This window comes from Achromobacter sp. AONIH1 (genome assembly GCF_002902905.1).
Lineage (GTDB): Bacteria > Pseudomonadota > Gammaproteobacteria > Burkholderiales > Burkholderiaceae_B > Achromobacter.
The window spans coordinates 5,115,355-5,132,940 of sequence record NZ_CP026124.1 but is presented as its reverse complement, the minus strand read 5'-3'; the positions used below and the strand labels follow the sequence as shown (position 1 = coordinate 5,132,940).

At 69.5% G+C, this 17,586-nt stretch carries 21 protein-coding genes; 4 read left to right on the top strand and 17 right to left on the bottom strand.

The features are described 5' to 3' along the window. Nucleotides 1-8 precede the first annotated feature (8 nt). Nucleotides 9-575 carry a DMT family transporter gene (locus tag C2U31_RS23515; RefSeq protein WP_369869697.1) on the top strand — a complete coding sequence of 189 codons (567 nt, stop codon included), beginning with the start codon at nt 9-11 and terminating at the stop codon, nt 573-575. Between the two features lie 99 nt (nt 576-674). On the opposite strand, the gene C2U31_RS23510 is transcribed toward C2U31_RS23515, so the two are convergent. Further along, nucleotides 675-1,901, bottom strand: a complete 1,227-nt coding sequence (locus C2U31_RS23510) for an MFS transporter (RefSeq protein ID WP_103275005.1) — start codon at nt 1,899-1,901, stop codon at nt 675-677. Between the two features lie 80 nt (nt 1,902-1,981). On the opposite strand from C2U31_RS23510, the gene C2U31_RS23505 reads away from it, so the two are divergent. Next, nucleotides 1,982-2,416, top strand: coding sequence for a helix-turn-helix domain-containing protein (locus tag C2U31_RS23505; RefSeq protein ID WP_103275004.1), 435 nt, complete (start codon nt 1,982-1,984; stop codon nt 2,414-2,416). Here the strand turns inward: C2U31_RS23505 and C2U31_RS23500 are convergent. Continuing rightward, a complete protein-coding gene (locus C2U31_RS23500) occupies nt 2,413-2,907 on the bottom strand; it encodes a DUF2938 family protein (protein ID WP_103275003.1) in 495 nt (164 codons plus the stop codon). The two genes, C2U31_RS23505 and C2U31_RS23500, sit on opposite strands and share 4 nt — an antisense overlap. Before the next feature lie 94 nt (nt 2,908-3,001). On the opposite strand from C2U31_RS23500, the gene C2U31_RS23495 reads away from it, so the two are divergent. Together C2U31_RS23495 and C2U31_RS23490 are read left to right on the top strand one after the other, a co-directional pair. Next, on the top strand, nt 3,002-3,748 hold the full coding sequence (locus C2U31_RS23495) for an SDR family oxidoreductase (protein WP_103275002.1): 747 nt from the start codon (nt 3,002-3,004) through the stop codon (nt 3,746-3,748). A 2-nt stretch (nt 3,749-3,750) separates the two neighbouring features. Beyond that, nucleotides 3,751-4,842, top strand: a complete 1,092-nt coding sequence (locus C2U31_RS23490; protein ID WP_369869696.1) for a DNA glycosylase AlkZ-like family protein — start codon at nt 3,751-3,753, stop codon at nt 4,840-4,842. A 12-nt stretch (nt 4,843-4,854) separates the two neighbouring features. Here C2U31_RS23490 and C2U31_RS23485 read toward each other — a convergent pair whose 3' ends face one another. The 15 genes from C2U31_RS23485 to napE form a co-directional block, all read right to left on the bottom strand. Then, nucleotides 4,855-6,264 (bottom strand): hypothetical protein, encoded by a 1,410-nt coding sequence (locus C2U31_RS23485; protein WP_103275001.1) that lies wholly within the window; start codon nt 6,262-6,264, stop codon nt 4,855-4,857. Nucleotides 6,265-6,419: 155 nt separating this feature from the next. Continuing rightward, nucleotides 6,420-7,697, bottom strand: a complete 1,278-nt coding sequence (gene ccmI, locus C2U31_RS23480; RefSeq protein WP_103275000.1) for a c-type cytochrome biogenesis protein CcmI — start codon at nt 7,695-7,697, stop codon at nt 6,420-6,422. Continuing rightward, the gene (locus tag C2U31_RS23475) at nt 7,694-8,146 is read right to left on the bottom strand and encodes a cytochrome c-type biogenesis protein (RefSeq protein ID WP_103274999.1); all 453 of its coding nucleotides are present in this window, start codon (nt 8,144-8,146) and stop codon (nt 7,694-7,696) included. Before C2U31_RS23475 ends, ccmI begins: the two co-directional genes overlap by 4 nt. Next, nucleotides 8,143-8,664 carry a DsbE family thiol:disulfide interchange protein gene (locus C2U31_RS23470; RefSeq protein WP_103276536.1) on the bottom strand — a complete coding sequence of 174 codons (522 nt, stop codon included), beginning with the start codon at nt 8,662-8,664 and terminating at the stop codon, nt 8,143-8,145. Before C2U31_RS23470 ends, C2U31_RS23475 begins: the two co-directional genes overlap by 4 nt. Next, nucleotides 8,661-10,655, bottom strand: a complete 1,995-nt coding sequence (locus C2U31_RS23465; RefSeq protein WP_103274998.1) for a heme lyase CcmF/NrfE family subunit — start codon at nt 10,653-10,655, stop codon at nt 8,661-8,663. The genes C2U31_RS23470 and C2U31_RS23465 overlap by 4 nt, the downstream gene beginning before the upstream one ends. After that, nucleotides 10,652-11,113 (bottom strand): cytochrome c maturation protein CcmE, encoded by a 462-nt coding sequence (gene ccmE / locus C2U31_RS23460; RefSeq protein WP_103274997.1) that lies wholly within the window; start codon nt 11,111-11,113, stop codon nt 10,652-10,654. The genes C2U31_RS23465 and ccmE overlap by 4 nt, the downstream gene beginning before the upstream one ends. Then, complete coding sequence (gene ccmD, locus C2U31_RS23455; protein ID WP_103274996.1) at nt 11,110-11,262, bottom strand: heme exporter protein CcmD; 153 nt, start codon at nt 11,260-11,262, stop codon at nt 11,110-11,112. Before ccmD ends, ccmE begins: the two co-directional genes overlap by 4 nt. Then, nucleotides 11,259-12,026, bottom strand: a complete 768-nt coding sequence (ccmC, locus tag C2U31_RS23450; protein WP_199770878.1) for a heme ABC transporter permease CcmC — start codon at nt 12,024-12,026, stop codon at nt 11,259-11,261. The genes ccmD and ccmC overlap by 4 nt, the downstream gene beginning before the upstream one ends. Nucleotides 12,027-12,035: 9 nt before the next feature. Then, on the bottom strand, nt 12,036-12,701 hold the full coding sequence (gene ccmB, locus C2U31_RS23445) for a heme exporter protein CcmB (protein WP_103274994.1): 666 nt from the start codon (nt 12,699-12,701) through the stop codon (nt 12,036-12,038). Further along, nucleotides 12,667-13,356, bottom strand: coding sequence for a heme ABC exporter ATP-binding protein CcmA (gene ccmA, locus C2U31_RS23440; protein WP_103274993.1), 690 nt, complete (start codon nt 13,354-13,356; stop codon nt 12,667-12,669). Before ccmA ends, ccmB begins: the two co-directional genes overlap by 35 nt. Next, the gene (locus tag C2U31_RS23435) at nt 13,343-13,972 is read right to left on the bottom strand and encodes a cytochrome c3 family protein (RefSeq protein WP_103274992.1); all 630 of its coding nucleotides are present in this window, start codon (nt 13,970-13,972) and stop codon (nt 13,343-13,345) included. The genes ccmA and C2U31_RS23435 overlap by 14 nt, the downstream gene beginning before the upstream one ends. Before the next feature lie 18 nt (nt 13,973-13,990). Beyond that, nucleotides 13,991-14,467, bottom strand: a complete 477-nt coding sequence (locus C2U31_RS23430; protein WP_103274991.1) for a nitrate reductase cytochrome c-type subunit — start codon at nt 14,465-14,467, stop codon at nt 13,991-13,993. A gap of 20 nt (nt 14,468-14,487) precedes the next feature. After that, nucleotides 14,488-16,983: a periplasmic nitrate reductase subunit alpha gene (gene napA, locus C2U31_RS23425; RefSeq protein WP_103274990.1), complete on the bottom strand. Its 2,496-nt coding sequence runs from the start codon at nt 16,981-16,983 to the stop codon at nt 14,488-14,490. Next, nucleotides 16,967-17,296: a chaperone NapD gene (locus C2U31_RS23420; RefSeq protein ID WP_103274989.1), complete on the bottom strand. Its 330-nt coding sequence runs from the start codon at nt 17,294-17,296 to the stop codon at nt 16,967-16,969. Before C2U31_RS23420 ends, napA begins: the two co-directional genes overlap by 17 nt. Beyond that, nucleotides 17,296-17,469, bottom strand: coding sequence for a periplasmic nitrate reductase, NapE protein (gene napE / locus C2U31_RS23415; RefSeq protein ID WP_369869695.1), 174 nt, complete (start codon nt 17,467-17,469; stop codon nt 17,296-17,298). The genes C2U31_RS23420 and napE overlap by 1 nt, the downstream gene beginning before the upstream one ends. Nucleotides 17,470-17,586 lie beyond the last annotated feature (117 nt).

Below are 17,586 nucleotides of genomic sequence, written 5' to 3'. Positions count from 1 at the left end.
CATTCCGCATGCGAATGAATCACGATGAAGTCCTTGCTGATTTCATTGGAGCGCCTGCCATGAACGGGTCTTTGTCTCTTTCCAGTCTTTTATCCATGGCCGTTGCCTTGCTGGCCGGCGCCGCCGTGCCCTTCCAGGGCGGCAGCAATGCCGCCCTGGGACGCATGCTGGGTCATCCGCTATGGGCCACACTCACGTCGCTGCTCGTCAGCATCGTGGTGGTCCTGCCGCTGCTGTTCGTCATGCGCGTGCCGGCGCCCACGGTCGGCGCGGCGGTCCAGGGGCCGGCCTGGCTCTGGCTGGGCGGCGTCGCCGGCGTGGCCTATCTGACGGCGGCGCTGGTGTTGACGCCCAAGCTGGGCGCGGCCAGCTTCATCGTCAGCGTGATGGCGGGGCAGATGCTGGCGTCGCTGGTGATCGACCATTTCGGTCTGATGGGATTGGCGCCCAAGCCCATCGCGCTGGGGCGTCTGGTGGGCGTGGGGTTGATCCTGGTCGGGGCGGGCATCGTGCAGGCGCACAGCGTTGCCGCCCCGCCGCCGATTGCGGGTTCAGTTCCGGTGGAACAGCGCTGAGAACCGTATCAGGCAGGTCGCGCTTGTTTCCCGGCCTGTCGCATGCCTGGACCGATTTCCCGATGCAACGCGTCGTTCGGCGACTCTCGGACAAATCTATCACGACCTGTTGCGAGTTCCCTGGCCGCTCAACCGTCTGTCCAGGACTGCCAAGCCAAGCGCGGCCACGCCCAGCGCCACGCCGATCCAGCCCACCGAGGGCAAGCCGTGGCCCAGGCTGAGCGGCAGGCCCGCGAGCAGGGGCGCAAGCGTCAGGCCGGCCTGAAAGGCGGATGAGTTCGTGGCTCCCGCGAGCATCGGCGCATCTGGCGCCAAGGTGTAGACGCGAACCCAGACCGCCGGGTTCAGCAGGAAGCCCGCCAGGCCGAGCAGGAATACCAGTGCGATGGTGGTTTCCCGATGGGAGGCAAACAGCGCCATGGCAGCGGACGCGAGGATCAGGCCGACGGTTCCCGTGACGAGCGTGCGGAACGGGTGGTGATCGGCGGTTCGGCCTCCAATCGTCAGTCCGACGAAGGCGCCGACGCCGAACAGGGTCAGCACGGCGGGCAGCCAGGCGGCGGCGACACCGCTCACGTCCAGCAGCAGGGCGCCCAGGTAGCCGAACGTTCCCATGTAGGCCGCCGTGGTGACCATGGTCGTGGCATAGGCCACCCAAAGAGCGGGACGCTTCATGGCACGCAGTTCCATGCCCAGGTCCGGCACGGCGGCCTGGCCGGGCGTCTTTGCCGGCAGCGCCGCCAGGCCGGCCACCGCGGATATCGCCGTTACCGCCACCACCGCCCAGAAGCCGCCGCGCCAGCCGGCCGCATCGCTGATGAATGTGCCGACGGGTCCGCCGATGACCATCGCGGCGGTCAAGCCGCTTACGACGATGGCAAGCGCCTTGGCGCGCCGATCGGGCGGCGAGAGCTGCACGGCCATTGCCGCCGCGACCGCCCAGAAGCAGGCATAGGCCAGGCCCATCGCGAAACGCGCGGTCAGGATGGACCAATAGCCTTGCGCAAGCAGGCTGACTACCGTCGCGACCATGAAGGCCATCTGGCTGAGGAACAGGGTGCGGCGGCCGGGCCAGCGCAGCGCCAGAATGGCAAATGCAGGCCCGCCAATCAGCGCGCCCACCGCGAACGCTGAGATCAATGCGCCCGCGGCCGGCAGCGTGATGCGCAGATCGGCCGCGATCATCGGGAGTATGCCTCCCATCAGAAACTCGGCGCTGCCCATTGCAAACAGGCTGAGGGCAAGCAGATGGACCGATAGCGGGATGGCCCGCGCCGCGCCGGTCCCTGTCCGGGCCTGCCTTGCCGTTGCGTCCGTCGATATCATTTCCCTTCCTTTCGATTGCGGAGATCCGAATGCGCAGGCATGATAGAAGTTGAAGTCAACTTCAAGTCAAGCGACGCCTCATGGATATCTCGGACGTTGCCCGGCGCACGGGCCTGCCCGCCTCCACCTTGCGGTTCTACGAGAAGAAAGGCCTGATCACGGCGGTCAGCCAGGCGGGCGAGCGACGGCGTTTCGCGCCCGACGTGCTGGATCAGCTGGCCTTGATTGCGCTGGGGCAGGCCGGAGGGCTGTCGCTGGACGAGATCAGCGCCATGCTGCCAGTCGACGGGAGCCCTCGGGTGGACAGACAGGTGTTGCTGGCCAAGGCGGACCAGATCGACGCGACCATCAAGCGCCTGCGCGCGATGAGCCAGGGGCTGCGTCATGCCGCCGAATGTCCGGCCGCCAACCACGCGCAATGCCCGACATTTCAGCGCCTGCTCAAGGCCGCCGCGGGCAGATCCAGGCACGCCAGGGCGGCGGCCCAGGGCGCGTTCACGTCGAGAATTTCCTAGCGCATCAACATCGCCACGAGTACCGCGGCGATGTACAGCGCGACGCCGTAGTACAGATGCGCGATTACGCCCTGGCGGCGCGCCGCCCATGGATCCGGCGCGCGCGCACAGAGCACGCCCATGCCGAACGCGGGAACCACGATGAAGAAGGGCACTGCGAGCGTGAGCAGGCCCGCTCCGATCGCGGCCAGCCATGTCGGATTGGCAATCCAGCCCGCGCCGCCGCCGAGCAGGATCGGCAGGAAGCCGAATGCTGCGCCCAGCGCGTAGTGCGCGATCCAGCCGATGATCTTCTCGCCGGGAATCGGCTGCGAGGCGAAGATCGGCTTGTGCAGGAACTGCCCGCGCGCCATGTGGCCGATCCAGCGGCCGACGACGTCGAAGCCGTAGTTCGGCACCTTGAATGCCTTTTCGAGGAACACTGCCCAAAGATCCGACAGGGCCGTGGCGATCAGGCCGATAAGAACGCCCGCAATGATCATGCTGCCCATATGGCTTTTCTTTCCGCTGCTTGAATGGATGGCTATTATCAACCCTGCACGGTTCTTCCATCCCTACTCATTCCCACGGGCAGGAAACACAGCAATGAAGCAAGTCATGATCGTGACCGGCGCCAGCCGGGGCATCGGCGCCGCCGTCGCCGCGCTCGCGGCCACGCGTGGTTACGCCGTGTGCGTGAACTACAAGTCGCGCGCCGATCGCGCGCAGGCGGTGGTCGACGCGATCCGTGGGCAGGGCGGCACCGCCGTCGCCGTGGGCGCGGATGTGTCGACCGAAGCCGGCATCCTGGCCCTGTTCAGCGCCACGGACCGCGAGCTGGGACCGGTCGCCGCGCTGGTGAACAACGCCGGCATCCTGGAGACCCAGATGCGGGTGGAGCAGATGGACGCCGCGCGGCTGCAGCGCATCATGCAGGCCAATGTGGTCGGCCCCTTCCTGTGCGCCCGCGAGGCGGTGCGCCGGATGTCCAAGCGGCACGGCGGCGCGGGCGGCGTCATCGTCAATGTGTCCTCGGCCGCCGCGCGCCTGGGTTCTCCTGGTGAATACGTGGACTATGCGGCGTCCAAGGGCGCGCTCGACACCATGACCATCGGGCTGGCCAAGGAGGTTGGCGCCGAGGGCATACGCGTCAACGCCGTGCGCCCCGGGTCCATATACACGGAGATCCATGCCAGCGGCGGCGAGCCGGACCGCGTCGATCGCGTGGCCGCGCGCGTGCCGATGGGCCGGGGCGGACGCGTCGAGGAAATCGCCGCCGCGGTGCTGTGGCTCTGCTCGGACGAAGCGACCTACGCCAACGGCGCCATCCTCGACGTGAGCGGCGGAATCTGACCATGGACCCCCGCCTCGAAGACCTGCGCCGCTATGCCGTCGCCCGTAGCCTGTTCACCCCGACCACGCTGCCGGCGGCGATCCGCCGCCTGGGCTTCGTGCAGGCCGATCCGATCCGCGCCCCGGCGCGGGCGCAGGACCTGACGCTGCGCCACCGCGTCAAGGACTACCGCGCCGGCGATCTGGAAAGCCGCTACGCGCGCCTGGCGATCGATGAGGACTGCCTGGTCAACTACGGTTTCCTGCCGCGCGAGCACCTGGCCCTGATGCATCCGCGCCAGGCGCGCAAGGCCTGGAGCGCCGAGACGCGGCGCAAGGCGGCCGACGTTCTGGACTTCGTGCGGGCGCGCGGCGCGGTGCATCCGCGCGAGGTCGATCAGCACTTCGCGCATGGGCGCGTGAAGAACTACTGGGGCGGCTCGAGCAACGCCAGCACGCAGCTGCTCGACGACATGCACTATCGCGGCTTGTTGCGGGTGAAGCGGCGCGATAGCGGCACGCGCGTTTACGAGGCGGTGGCGCATCCGCCGGCCGAGGGCGGCCCGGCCGCCAGCGCCCGGCGCGCGCAGGCCCTGATCGATCTGGTCGTGCGCAAGTACGCGCCCTTGCCGGCGGCCAGCCTGACTTATCTGGCGCGCCTGCTCGGCTATGGCGCGCCGCACATGGCGGCGCCGATCCAGGCGGCGTTGCGGCGCGCGCGCGAACAGCTGGCGAGCTGCCGCATCGACGGCACCGTCTGGTACTGGCCCGCCGACGAGAACCCGCGCTCGCGCCGCTACGCGTTCGACGAGCGGCTGCGGCTCCTGGCTCCCTTCGATCCCGTGGTCTGGGACCGGCGTCGTTTCACGCTGTTCTGGGACTGGACGTACAAGTTCGAGGCCTACACGCCGCCGGCCCGGCGTCAGTTCGGCTACTACGCGCTGCCGATGCTCTGGCAGGGCCGCGTGATCGGCTGGGCCAATCTGCCGGCGCGCGACGGCAGCGTGGAGCCGGCGTTCGGCTACGTGGCCGGCGCGGCGCCCAGGGGCGCGGACTTCCGGGGCGCGCTGGACGAGGAATTGCAGCGCATGCGGCAGTTCCTGGCGGCGCGCTGATGCCGTTGCCGGCTATTGCGCGTCGGTTGCCTGCAATGCCTTGAAGCGGTTCTGCCACTGCCGGATCAGCTCGACCATTTCCGCGCCGGTGCGATCGTCGAGCCGATTGGGATCATGCGGCGTCACGGGCAGCATGTTCTCTTCGAGCAGCATGTGATTCAGGACCAGGAATGCAATGGTGCGTATGTTCCCATCCGGGAACAGGTGGTGTTGCTCCAGGGTCTGGCAGCATTCGGCGATCGATGCCAGCACAAGGGCCTCGCGTTCGTGGCCCGGCGTGTCTTGCAACAGCGCCATCCGCTCGTAGTGTGCGTTGATGATCTGGTCGGCCTTCGCGCGGCACTGTTCCTCTGACCGAGGGAACGCGTGCACGCGCATATGGCCGCCGGCGCCTTTCAGCTCGCTCCATAGCTGACGGGGCGAGTATTTTTCCCGACGCTCAAACCACTCGAGCTTGCGGTTCACGCCAAGATCGCCATCACCGAAGTCCGCGCCATACGTGACCCATGCGTTGTCGCGATAGTTCCGGGGAAGGTCCGTTCCATTGTCGTGCTTCACGCCTTCCACCGCCCAACGGTGGTATTGCTCGAAGAGAGCGCCATCCAGCCGTCGATTTTCCCTGACCACGCCCAGCATATTGGTGAATGCGGTCATCATCGCGGCCATGTAGCCTCTCTCATCTTCGTACAGGGCGGGATTGCAGAAGTCGGCATCGTCGCCGTCCATCAACAGGCGGTAGCCGTCGCGCTGCGGATTGCGCATCTGCGCGAAGCAGGGAAATCCGCTGTCGCGCAGGGCCGAGGCAAAGCGTAGCTGTGCGGCCTCCAGGCTCAGCAGGTTGCGGATCGCATCGACATATTCCTTGCCGAGCCTCTCGCGCAACGCGCTGGCGTCGCAGAGCAGCTGCATGATCGCCGCCAGCTTCGCCGGCGTGCCGGCGCCGGCGGGCAACCGCGCATAGGCTTCGGAGATTCTCTTTTGCACCGCTGCCTGGATCTGATCGAAGGCCTGGGGAAGATTCGACTCGCGATCCGGCAACACGCGCGCGCCCTGCAGCGAGTCCGGCAGCGCCGGCCAGTCGTCTGGCAGCCGATGACCCTCCCAGAATCCCGCATGCTGCAGGCAGGTTTTCACCGTGGACAGGCGCAGGCTGGGCGCCAGCTTTTCTTCCGGGTCGATGTCGCGTTCCAACATCAGTCTGGCCACGCCGTGCGAAGCGCCCGTGATCAGCGTCAGGAACTGCTGATATGGCGTCACGGCACCCGCATTGGCATGCTTGTCCACCCTGGGGGGCGGGCTGGGGGCCAGGCATGGCAGGCCGTTCGCGCCAATGCCGATGTGCTTCGCGCCATCGCCCTCGTCGCAGGCGCGGGCGAGCGTGTACCAGTAGCTCAAGGCAGACGCGTCGGCCGTCAGGGTCATGCCCGTTCTCCATGCGCGCGATGGCGCGTTCGAGTGTTCGCGGCAAGCCGGAATTGGGCGCCGTCCAGCCTTGTGTGACCTCGCCGGGCCTTGCGGTTCCTTCGAAGCGGGCAATTGCCCTTGCCTGCATGGCGCCGGCAGTACGGCGACAGGCGCTAGGGCGCGATGGTGTCGGCCACCAGGTCCAGGCCGGCGCTGCCGGGCGCCACGTCGGACAGCGCGCCGGCCACGTCGCCCGGCTGCGCGGCGGCCAGGCCGTCGCGGCTGACGCGGATCTCCACGCGGACCTTGCCGCCGGCCGCCGACAGCCGGGCGGCGGGCGACATGGCGAGGCTGTCGTCGAGCGAGAAGGCGCGCGGCAGGTCCGAGACGCGCAGGCGCAGGACCGCCAGCGGCATGCGTGGTCCGGCCATGGCGCGCGCCAGGATGAATACCGTGTCCCCGGGCTGGACCCGCGCGCGCAGCGCGTCGGCGATGCGGGCCTGTCCGCTGATACGCTCCGGCGCGCTGGCGGACGCAGGCCCTGGCGTCGGGCCCGATGCCGGCGCTGGCGCGGCCATCGTTGCGCGCGCCGGACCGGCCGTTGCGGCCAGGTTCCGAGCCTGCGCGATATTGCTCTCGATCTGGCGCGCGGCCTCGGAATCCGGCGGCAACAGCGGGCGCAGGCGCTCCCAGTATCCCAGCGCCTCGGCCGCGTCGCCGCGCCGCAAGGCCATCATGCCGGCCAGGGCCAGCGCTTTGGGATGATCCGGCTCCGCCGCCAGCGCCTGGGCGACGGCGGCAATCGACGCGGCGTCGGGCGCGCCCTGGTTGGCGGACAGCAGGGCATCGGCCATGTCAGCCAGCACCGAGGGCTGGCCGGGGTACAGGCGCAGCACTTCCCGGTATGCGGCCACGGCGTCGCCGTAGCGGCCCAGCGTTTCATAGGACCTGGCCAGCATGTACCAGCCATCGGCGTCGCCAGGCGCGGCGCGCAGCCGCTGCGCCAGCGCATTGACCGCCAGAGCCATGTCGTCGCCGGCGTCGGCCTCGTGCGGCTGCGGCGCGGCGACCTGGGCGGCGCTGGCCGCCGCGCGCGGATTGCCCAGCTTGCCGTACAGGGCCGCCGCGGCCAGCGGCACGGTCACGCTCAGCAGGCAGGCCGTGGCCAGGGCGGCGCGCTGTCCGCCGGGACGTCCCAGGGCCGGCCGCGCCGAGCGGCGCAGCGCCAGGTCGTGCAGCAGTTCGCGTTGCAGCTCTTCCTCGGCCGCCAGGTCCGGCGCGCCGCCGGCCGCGTCCAGCCGCAATTGCTCGCGCCGCGCCAGGTAGAAGTCGCGCAGGCCATCCTCGGCGGCGCCCGTCGCGGCAGCGGCGGTCTTGCGCAGCAGCGGCGCCACCAGGCAAAGCAGCGCGGCCAGCAGCAGGAACAGGAAGGTGAGCCAGAGCGCGGTCATGGTTCGGTGTCCAGGAAGCGCGTCGCGCGGGCGCGTTCCTGCTCGGTGAGCGGGGCGCGCGGGTCCTGGCGGCGCCGGATGGCGCGCCACAGGACCGCCGCGCCCGCCGCCAGCAGCGCGAAGGGTCCCAGCCACAGCAGCCAGGTCGCGGGTTTGAACGGCGGGTCGTAGCGCACGAAATCGCCGTAGCGGTCCTCGAAGAAGCGCATGACTTCGCGATCGGATCTGCCCTCGGCGAGCTGCTTGCGGATCAGCGCGCGCATGTCCTCGGCCAGCGGGGCGTTGGATTCGGCCAGGCTCTGGTTCTGGCAGACCAGGCAGCGCAGGCCGTGCGCGAGCCGGTCGGCGCGTTCGGCCAGCGCGGGCGCAAGCGGGACGGTGGTCTCGCCGGCCAGGGCGGGCGCGGCGGCATGCAGGGCCAGCATCAGGAGCAGCAGCGCGCGCGTCATCGCAGCGACTCGATCAGGGGCAGCAGCTGGTCGCGCCAGATGGCGGGCGTGATCAGCCCGAGCTGGCGGTAGCGGACCCGGCCGTCGCGGTCGATGATGAAGGTCTCGGGCACGCCGTAGACGCCATAGTCCATGCCCACGCGCCCGTCCGGATCGCTGGCGGACGCGGCATAGGGGTCGCCGTTGCGAGCCAGCCACGCCAGCGCGTCCTCGGGCTTGTCCTTGTAGTTCAGGCCGTATAGCGGAATGGCGTGGCGCTGGCTGGCGTCGCGCAGCACCGGCAGTTCGTCCCGGCACGGTCCGCACCAGGAGGCCCAGACGTTGAGCAGCCAGACCTGGCCGCGCAGCGCGTCCACGTCCAGCCGCTGGCCGGGCTGGCCGAGCACCGGCAGGCCGATGGCCGGCGCCGGCTTGTCGACCTTGACCGAGGGCAGGGCGCGCGGATCGCGCGACAGGCCCAGCGCCAGGAACAGGGCCATGGCCAGGAAGGCGGCCAGCGGCAGCACGTAGCGCATCAGATCTCTCCCCGGCGGGTCGTCAGCGCCGGTGCGGCGTCGCGCCGGGCCGCGCGCGCTTCGCGATAGCGCTTGTCGCTGGCGGCCAGCGCGCCGCCCAGCGCCATCAGCAGGCAGCCGGCCCAGATCCAGGCCATGAAGGGCTTGGTCTGCAGGCGCACCGTCCAGGCGTCGCCGCCGGCCGGCTCTCCCAGCGCCACGAACAGGTCGCGGCTGAAACCGCTGTCGATGGCGGCCTGCGACAGCGGCATGTCCTGGGCTGTGTACAGGCGCTTTTCCGGATATAGCACGGCCACGGTCCGGCCGTCGCGCGAGACGTCGAAGCGCGCGCGCTGCGCCGTGTAGTTCGGGCCGGCGGCCGGCTCCAGGCCGACGAAGGCGTAGCGGTAGCCGCCGGCTTCCTCGACCGCGCCGGGCGCCATGCGCAGCTCGCGCTTGACCTCGTAGCCGTTGGCCAGCGTGACGCCGGCGATGAAGACGCCCATGCCGGCATGGGCCAGCAGCATGCCGTACCAGGCGCGCGGCTGGCGCGGCAACCGGCGAGTCCAGGCCCCATCGCCGTCGTTCAGCCGCTGCCAGGCGTGCGCGCAGGCGCTGGCCACGGACCAGCCCGCCAGCCACAGGCCCAGCACGACCAGGGGCGAGCCCAGCCGCGCCGGCCCGGGCATGGCCAGCGGCGCCAGCACGGCGGCGGCGACGCTGACGCCGAAGGCCAGCCGCAGCCGGCGGGCCAGGTCCGGCGCTTCGGCGCGCTTCCAGCGCGCCACCGGACCCACGCCCATGAGGAAGATGGCCGGCGCCATCAGCGGCACGAACACCGCTTCGAAGTAGGGCGGGCCGATGGAGATCTTGCCCCAATCCAGCACGTCCAGGACCACCGGGTACAGCGTGCCCAGCAGGACCGAGGCCGCCGCCACCGCCAGCGCCACGTTGTTGCCCAGCAGCAGCGATTCGCGCGACAGCAGGCCGAAGCCGCCGCCCAGCCCGACCTTGGGCGCGCGCCAGGCATACAGGGTCAGAGAGCCGCCGACGATCAGCGTCATGAAGCCGAGTATGTACAGTCCGCGTCCCGGATCCACGGCGAAGGCGTGCACCGACGTCAACACGCCGGAACGGACCAGGAAGGTCCCCAGGATGCTGAGCGAGAAGGCGCCGATGGCCAGCAGCACGGTCCAGCTGCGGAACGCGCCGCGCTTTTCGGTGACGATGAGCGAGTGGATCAGCGCGGTGCCTGCCAGCCAGGGCATGAACGAGGCGTTCTCGACCGGATCCCAGAACCACCAGCCGCCCCAGCCCAGCACATAGTAGGCCCAGGCGCTGCCCAGCAGGATACCCAGCGTGAGGAACGTCCAGGCCGCCAGCGTCCAGGGCCGCACCCAGCGCGCCCACATGGCGTCCAGCTCGCCGGACAGCAGCGCGGCGATGGCGAAGGCAAAGGCCACCGAGAAGCCCACATAGCCCATGTAGAGCATGGGCGGATGCAGGATCATGCCCGGGTCCTGCAGCAGCGGATTCAGATCGCGGCCCTGCATGGCGGCCGGCATCAGCCGTTCGAAGGGGTTGGACAGGAACAGCAGGAACAGCAGGAAGCCCACGCCGATCCAGCCCATCACCGCCAGCGCGCGGCCGGCGAAGGCCGGCGGCAGGCGCCGGCTGAACAGCGCCACCGCCAGCGTCCAGGCGGTGAGCAGGTACAGCCACAGCAGCAGCGAGCCTTCGTGGCCGCCCCAGACCGCTGCGTAGCGGTAGGCCAGCGGCAGGTCGGCGTGCGAATTGGCCGCCACGTACAGCACGGAGAAATCGTTGCGGGCGAAAGAGAGCGACAGGCAGGCGAAGGCGACGGTGGTCAGGCCGAACAGGGCGAAGGCCGCCGGCCGGGCCACGCGCAGTCCCGGCTGCCAGTCCAGCGCGGCGCCGGCCAGCGGCAGGATGCCCAGCGCCAGCGCGGCCAGCAGCGCCAGGATCAGGCTGAACAGGCCGATCTCGGGAATCATCGGGCCGCCTCCCGCCGGGGCGCGGCGGCCGCGCGCTGCAGGGCGTCGGCGGCCTGGGGCGGCATGTAGTTCTCGTCGTGCTTGGCCAGCACCTCGGTGGCGCGGAACACGCCATCCTCGCCCAGCTTGCCGGCGGCGACCACGCCCTTGCCTTCGCGGAACAGGTCGGGCACCAGCCCGCGATAGACCACGGGCACGGCGTGCGCGGTGTCGGTCACGCGGAAGCGCAGCGTCAGGCCGTCGGCGTCGCGGCGCAGCGAGCCGGGCTCGACCAGCCCGCCGACGCGGAAGCTGCCATGGCGGGGCGCCTCGCGCGCCGCCACCTGGGTGGGGCTGAAGAAGAACACCAGGTTCGATCGCAGCGCATTGATGACCAGCGCGGCGGCCAGCGCCAGCAGGGCGAGTCCGCCCGCCAGGAACAGGGCGCGGCGCCGGCGCGGGGAGATGGCCGGCTTCATGGCAGGTCCGCGCCGGGGCCTTGCCGGCGCTTGCGGGCGCGACGCCACAGCAGCAGCGCCTCCAATGCCAGCGCGGCCAGCGTCACCCCGTAGGCGCCCAGCAGATAGGGGCCGTGTCCGGATAGCGAGAACAGCGTGTCCAGGCTCATCGCCGGGCCCCCGCAAGCAGGGCGGCCGGCTCGCGTTCGGCGATGATGCCGCGCACGCGCGCCAGCACCACTGCCGCGCCGTACAGCCAGAACGCGGCCACCATCAGCAGCATGGCGCCGAGCATGGGGTCGGCCATGCTGGGGGCGCTGGTGAAGGTGATGCTGGCGCCCTGGTGCAGCGTGTTCCACCAGCGCACCGAGAAATAGATGACGGGCACGTTGACCGCGCCGGCCAGCGCCAGGATGGCGCCGCCGTGGTCGGCGCGGCGTTCGTCGTCCGTGGCGGCCTGCAGCGCCATGAAGCCCAGGTACAGGAACAGCAGCAGCAGCTCGGAGGTCAGCCGGGCGTCCCAGACCCACCAGGCGCCCCAGGTCGGCTTGCCCCACAACGCGCCGGTCCACAGGGTCAGGAAGGTGAACAGCGCGCCGGTGGGGGCCAGCGCGCGCATCATCATGAACGACAGGCGGGTGCGGTAGATCAGCCCCAGCGCCGCGTACAGGGCCATGAGCAGGTAGAGGAACATGGACATCCAGGCCGCCGGCACATGGATGAACAGGATGCGGTAGACCTCGCCCTGCTGCGCGTCGACCGGCGCGAGCGCCAGTCCGGCATACAGCCCCAGGCCGCCGCAGGCGCAGGCGGCCAGCGCCAGCAGCGGAACCAGGCGGCCGGCCAGGGGGTGGAAGCGCGTCGGCGAGGCATAGCGCAGCCAGCCGCCGGCGGCGGACGGCGTGGCGGGGGCGAGGAGGGGCTGTTCAGGCATGGGCATTCCTCAATCCAGCGCGACGCGCAAGGCGGCCGATGTGGCCCAGGGGCAGAGCAGCGCGGCCAGGCACAGGCAGGCGCCGAGCAGCGACAGCTGCGGCCCGGCCGGCAGGCCCGCCTGCGTGGCCGCGACGGCGCCGCTGCCGAAGATCAGGACCGGCACGCACAGCGGCAGCACCAGCAGCGGCAGCAGCGCGCCGCCGCGCAGGCCCAGCGTCAGCGCCGCGCCCAGGCCGCCCACCAGCGCCAGCGTCGGTGTGCCCAGCAGCAGCGACAGCGCCAGCACGCCGATGGCCTCGGGCGCGAGGCCGAACTGCAGCGCCAGCGCCGGGCCCGCCAGGACCAGGGGCAGGCAGGCCGACAGCCAGTGCGCCGCCAGCTTCACGGCCACCAGCAGCGGCAGCGGATGCGGGGACAGCAGCAGCTGGTCCAACGCGCCGCTGTCCAGGTCCTGGCCGAACGGGCGCTGCAGGCCCAGCAGCAGGCCCAGCAGGGCGCAGACCCAGAGCACGCCAGGGCCGATCGCGCGCAGCAGCTCGGGGTCGGGGCCGACGGCCAGCGGGAACAGCGTGCCGGCCACGATGAAGAACAGCGTGGCGCCCAGCGTTTCGGCCGGGCGTCGCCAGGCCAGTTTCAGGTCACGTTGTCCCAACAGCCGCAACGTCGCCAGCATGCGCGTAGCCATCCATGTCCAGGGTTGATGCGATGCCGGCCTGCACGAGTTCGGCGGTCTGGCGGTGCGAGGCGACCACGGCGCCGCCGCCGGCCGCGAGATGGACGCGCAGCGCCTCGCGCAGCAGGTCCAGGCTGGCGGCGTCCAGGCCGGCGTCGGGTTCGTCCAGCAGCCATAGCGGCTTGCCGCCCAGTGCCACGGCGGCCAGCGCCAACCGCCGGCCCTGGCCCTGCGACAGGCGGGCGGCGGATGCGTCGGCGCAGCCATCCAGCCGCCAGCGGGCCAGCGCGGCGCCGATGTCGGCCTCGGCGCGCGGCGTGCCGGCCAGCGCCAGGGCGCAGCGCAGGTGCTCGCGCGCGCTCAGGGCGCCGTTCAGGCCGTTGCCGTGGCCCAGGTAGGCCATGCCGGCGAAGTAGGCGGCGGGGTCGCGCCGGACGGGCGCGGCCCGCCACAGCAGTTCGCCCGCCAGGGGGCGCAGCAGTCCGGCCAGCATGCGCAGCAGGCTGGTCTTGCCGCTGCCGTTGGCGCCGCGCAGGTGCAGCAGGCGGCCCGCGTGCAGTTCCAGGTCCACGGGACCGAACCCGGCCGGTCCGCCCCGGGGGCAGATCATGCCGTGCGCGGCCAGCAGGGGCGGCGGCGCGTCAGCGGGCCGCACTTGCGCTTTCCTTGCCCGTCGCGGGCGCCGACGAGAACTCGCCCGGCGGGATGTTCGGCAACTGGTGCGCGATGCCCTTGTGGCAGTCGATGCAGGTCTTGCTCTTGTCGGCCAGGTAGGTCGAGTGCATGTTCTGCGCCCGCACGCTCTGGCGGGTGAAGTCCATGTATTCATAGTTGTGGCAATTGCGGCATTCCAGCGAATCGTTGGCCTTGAAGCGCGCCCATTCGTGGCGCGCCAGTTCCAGCCGCTTGTCGACGAATTTCTCGCGGGTGCTGATGGTGCCGAAGATCTTGCCCCAGACTTCCTTGGATGCCTGCATCTTGCGCGCGATCTTGTCGGTCCAGTTGTGCGGCACGTGGCAGTCGGAGCACAGTGCGCGCACGCCGGAGCGGTTGGTGAAGTGGATGGTGCCCTTAAGCTCGGCGTACACGTTGTCGCGCATCTCATGGCAGCCGGTGCAGAACTTTTCGGTGTTGGTCAGCTCCATGGCGGTGTTGAAGGCGCCCCAGAACAGGATGCCGGCGATGAATCCGCCCACCGTCAGGAAGCCCAGGCTGAAATGCACGCTGGGGCGGCGGATGATGTTCCAGTAGCGCTTGATGAGTGCGACCATGCGGGCCTCCCGTCGGCGTCAGCGCTTGCCCGAGGCCGGCGCGGTCAGGCGCTTGAGGATCACGTCGATGTCCTCGTAGGTGTTGGACACCAGCGGCTTGGCCTCGGCCTGCGGCACGTGGCATTGGACGCAGAAGTAGCGCCGGGGCGAGACCTCGGCCAGCACGTTGCTGTCGCGGTCCATGTAGTGGGTGACGCTCAGCGGCGGGGCCTGCGTTTCCTCGGTGTTCACGCGCGCGTGGCAGGCCAGGCAGCGATTGAAGTTCTTGTCGATCTGGTAGCCGTCGATCTTGTGCGGGATGGTGGGCGGCTGCATCGAATACGTGCGCATCCGCTTGATGTCCTTGTTCTCGATCGGGCTGATGAGCGGCGGGTCGGCTTCCTCGGCGATGGGCGTGGGGCCGCGCATGGGGTCTTCCAGTTCCACGGGCGGCGCGGCCCAGGCGGCGGACGCGAGGGCGAGGCACAGGGCGGGCGGCAGGACGCGTAGGTTCATGGTTGTCTCCGGTTCGCCGCTCAGACCTTGACGATCTTGACCGCGCACTTCTTGAAGTCGGTCTGGAACGAGATCGGGTCGGTGGCGTCCAGCGTCACCTTGTTGATGAGCTGGCCGGCGTCGAACCAGGGCACGAACACCAGGCCGCGCGGCGGCTTGTCGCGTCCGCGGGTTTCCAGGCGGGTGCGCATTTTGCCCCGGCGCGAGATGATCTCGACCTCGACGCCGCGCCGCAGGCCCATGGCCTGCGCGTCGTCCGGGTGCATGAAACAGACGGCGTTGGGAAAGGCGCGGTAAAGCTCGGGCACGCGCCGCGTCATGGAGCCGGAGTGCCAGTGTTCCAGCACGCGTCCGGTGGACAGCCAGAAGGGATATTCCTTGTCCGGCGATTCCGGGGGCGGCTCGTAGGGCAGCGCAAAGATCACGGCGCGGCCGTCGGGGTTGCCGTAGAACTCGAAGCCCGCGCCCGGCTTGACGTAGGGGTCGCTGCCTTCGCGGTAGCGCCACAGGGTTTCCTTGCCCTTGACCACGGGCCAGCGCAGGCCCCGCGTCTCGTGGTAGGTGTCGAACGGCGCCAGATCATGGCCATGACCGCGGCCGAATTCCGCGTATTCCTCGAACAGGCCCTTCTGCGCATAGAAGCCGAAGGCGTCGGCCTCCTGGTTGGCGTAGTCCTTGTCGCGCTCGCTGTTGGGATAACGGTTGACCTTGCCGTTGGCGTAGAGCACGTCGAACAGGGTCTTGCCCCGGTACTCGGGTTTCCTGGCCAGCAGGTCGGCGGGCCAGACTTCCTCGATCTTGAAGCGCTTGGCGAACTCCATCAGCTGCCACAGGTCCGAGCGCGCCTCGCCCGGTGCATTCACGAGCTGGTGCCAGAACTGGGTGCGGCGCTCGGCGTTGCCGTAGGCGCCTTCCTTTTCCACCCACATGGCGGCGGGCAGGATCAGGTCGGCCGACAGCGTGGTGACGGTGGGATACGCGTCCGACACCACGATGAAGTTGTCCGGGTTGCGATAGCCGGGCAGGCCTTCGTTCATGAGGTTGGCGGCGGCCTGGATGTTGTTGTTGACCATCACCCAGTAGGCGTTGATCTGGCCGTCCTTGAGCATGCGGTTCTGCAGCACCGCGTGCGCGCCCACCTTGTCCGGAATCGTGCCCTCGGGCAATTGCCACAGCTCCTCGGCGTGGGCGCGGTGCTTGGGGTTGGTGACCACCAGGTCGGCCGGCAGGCGATGCGAGAACGTGCCGACCTCGCGCGCGGTGCCGCAGGCCGAGGGCTGGCCCGTCAGCGAGAACGGGCTGTTGCCCGGCGTGGAGATCTTGCCGGTCAGCAGGTGGATGTTGTAGACCATGTTGTTGGCCCACACGCCACGGGTGTGCTGGTTGAAGCCCATGGTCCAGAAGGACGTCACGCGCACCTTGGGATCGGCGTATAGCTCGGCCAGGTCCTGCAGCTGCTTTTTCGGCACGCCGGACAGCTTGGACGTGTATTCCAGGTCGTACTTGGCGACGAAGCGGGCGAAGTCGTCGAAGGTGATGGGCTTGGAGCCGCCCGCGTCGCCGGCGTTCCTGGCCGCCTTCTGCAGCGGATGATCGGGCCGCAGGCCGTAGCCGATGTCGGTGTTGCCCTCGCGGAAGACCGTGTGCTTGTCGACGAATTCGCGGTTGACCCGCTTGGTCTGGATGATGTGGTTGGCGATGTAGTTCAGGATCGCCAGGTCGGTCTGCGGCGTGAACGTCAGCGTCAGGTCCGCCAGTTCATAGGACCGGTGCTCGAACGTGGACAGCACCGCCACCTTGGTTCCGGGCGCGGACAGACGGCGGTCGGTCACGCGGGTCCACAGGATGGGATGCATCTCGGCCATGTTCGAACCCCACAGCACGAAGGCGTCGGCGTTCTCGATGTCGTCATAGCAGCCCATGGGCTCGTCGGCGCCGAAGGTGCGCATGAAGCCCACCGCCGCCGAAGCCATGCAGTGGCGCGCGTTCGGATCCAGGTTGTTCGAGCGAAAGCCCGCCTTCATCAGCTTGAGCGCAGCGTAGCCTTCCCAGATGGTCCATTGGCCCGAGCCGAACATGCCTACGGCCGTCGGGCCCTTGTCCTTGAGCACCCGCTTGAACTGCTCGGCCATCACGTCGAAGGCCTGGTCCCAGGATACCGGCGCGAATTCGCCATCCTTGGCGTACTTGCCGTCCTTCATGCGCAGCAGTGGCGTGGTGAGCCGGTCCTTGCCGTACATGATCTTGGACAGGAAGTAGCCCTTGACGCAGTTCAGGCCCTTGTTGACCTCGGCGTTGAAATCGCCATGCGTGGCCACGACCTGGTTGTCTTTCACGGCCACGTTGACCCCGCAGCCGGTGCCGCAGAACCTGCAGGGCGCCTTGGACCACTTCAGCTTGGCCGCCTCGGACTCGGTCACGATGTTCTGCGCGTAGCCGACGATGGGAATGCCGGCCACGGTGGCGGCCGCGGCGGCGGCGGACTGCTTGATGAAATCCCTACGGGCCATTGCCATCGTCGATCTCCTCGTTCATCGCGTCCAGCGTGTCGGCGTGCTGATAGACCAGCGCCGACGCCAGCACGCCGTCCAGGCGCTGGATCGTGGAGATCTGCGCCATCATGTCGTCGGTGGAGGGAGCTTCCAGGGTGACCACCAGCTTGCCGGTGTCGGAGGCGCCATGGATGTCCGCGCCGGGAAGGGCGAGGATCGCGCGGCGCACCTCGTCCAGCCGGCGCGGCGCGGCGTGCACCACCAGGCTGGCGATATGCAGTTCAGGGGAAGGGGAGCCGGGCCGTTCGGCCCTGCTACAGGAGGCGGCAGGCTCCATCAGCTGCCCGGGGGACCGGCGAAGAGCTGGTAGAACCAGACGATGAAACCATAGCCCGCGACGATCAGCACCGACAGGACGGGCGCCATGACCGCGGTCAGGAACAGGAAACTTCGCAACTCCTGGGGCTTGGTATAGCCGTCAGATTCGTTTGACACACACCACCTCACCATTGCAGTCGGGGTATTGCGTTGAACGTGCGGATGTCGAAGTTTTTAGCAGAAGCCCTTTCAGGCCGTCAATGTTGCGGCACGGCGAAACCGCGATCCGGCCTCGCCGCGCCGGCGCTT

Bases quoted from the DNA above. Each gene is read 5' to 3' on its own strand.
- C2U31_RS23435 (WP_103274992.1), bottom strand. From the start codon at position 13,972: ATGGTCGCACTCATCAAGCGCTACTGGAACATCATCCGCCGCCCCAGC.
- C2U31_RS23465 (WP_103274998.1), bottom strand. From the start codon at position 10,655: ATGATTCCCGAGATCGGCCTGTTCAGCCTGATCCTGGCGCTGCTGGCC.
- C2U31_RS23420 (WP_103274989.1), bottom strand. From the start codon at position 17,296: ATGGAGCCTGCCGCCTCCTGTAGCAGGGCCGAACGGCCCGGCTCCCCT.
- ccmB (WP_103274994.1), bottom strand. From the start codon at position 12,701: ATGCTGGCGACGTTGCGGCTGTTGGGACAACGTGACCTGAAACTGGCC.
- ccmE (WP_103274997.1), bottom strand. From the start codon at position 11,113: ATGAAGCCGGCCATCTCCCCGCGCCGGCGCCGCGCCCTGTTCCTGGCG.
- C2U31_RS23475 (WP_103274999.1), bottom strand. From the start codon at position 8,146: ATGACGCGCGCGCTGCTGCTCCTGATGCTGGCCCTGCATGCCGCCGCG.
- ccmI (WP_103275000.1), bottom strand. From the start codon at position 7,697: ATGACCGCGCTCTGGCTCACCTTCCTGTTCCTGCTGCTGGCCGCGCTG.
- C2U31_RS23485 (WP_103275001.1), bottom strand. From the start codon at position 6,264: ATGACCCTGACGGCCGACGCGTCTGCCTTGAGCTACTGGTACACGCTC.
- C2U31_RS23510 (WP_103275005.1), bottom strand. From the start codon at position 1,901: ATGATATCGACGGACGCAACGGCAAGGCAGGCCCGGACAGGGACCGGC.
- ccmC (WP_199770878.1), bottom strand. From the start codon at position 12,026: ATGCCTGAACAGCCCCTCCTCGCCCCCGCCACGCCGTCCGCCGCCGGC.
- ccmD (WP_103274996.1), bottom strand. From the start codon at position 11,262: ATGAGCCTGGACACGCTGTTCTCGCTATCCGGACACGGCCCCTATCTG.
- napE (WP_369869695.1), bottom strand. From the start codon at position 17,469: ATGGTGAGGTGGTGTGTGTCAAACGAATCTGACGGCTATACCAAGCCC.
- C2U31_RS23515 (WP_369869697.1), top strand. From the start codon at position 9: ATGCGAATGAATCACGATGAAGTCCTTGCTGATTTCATTGGAGCGCCT.
- C2U31_RS23490 (WP_369869696.1), top strand. From the start codon at position 3,751: ATGGACCCCCGCCTCGAAGACCTGCGCCGCTATGCCGTCGCCCGTAGC.
- napA (WP_103274990.1), bottom strand. From the start codon at position 16,983: ATGGCAATGGCCCGTAGGGATTTCATCAAGCAGTCCGCCGCCGCCGCG.
- C2U31_RS23430 (WP_103274991.1), bottom strand. From the start codon at position 14,467: ATGAACCTACGCGTCCTGCCGCCCGCCCTGTGCCTCGCCCTCGCGTCC.
- C2U31_RS23500 (WP_103275003.1), bottom strand. From the start codon at position 2,907: ATGGGCAGCATGATCATTGCGGGCGTTCTTATCGGCCTGATCGCCACG.
- C2U31_RS23505 (WP_103275004.1), top strand. From the start codon at position 1,982: ATGGATATCTCGGACGTTGCCCGGCGCACGGGCCTGCCCGCCTCCACC.
- C2U31_RS23495 (WP_103275002.1), top strand. From the start codon at position 3,002: ATGAAGCAAGTCATGATCGTGACCGGCGCCAGCCGGGGCATCGGCGCC.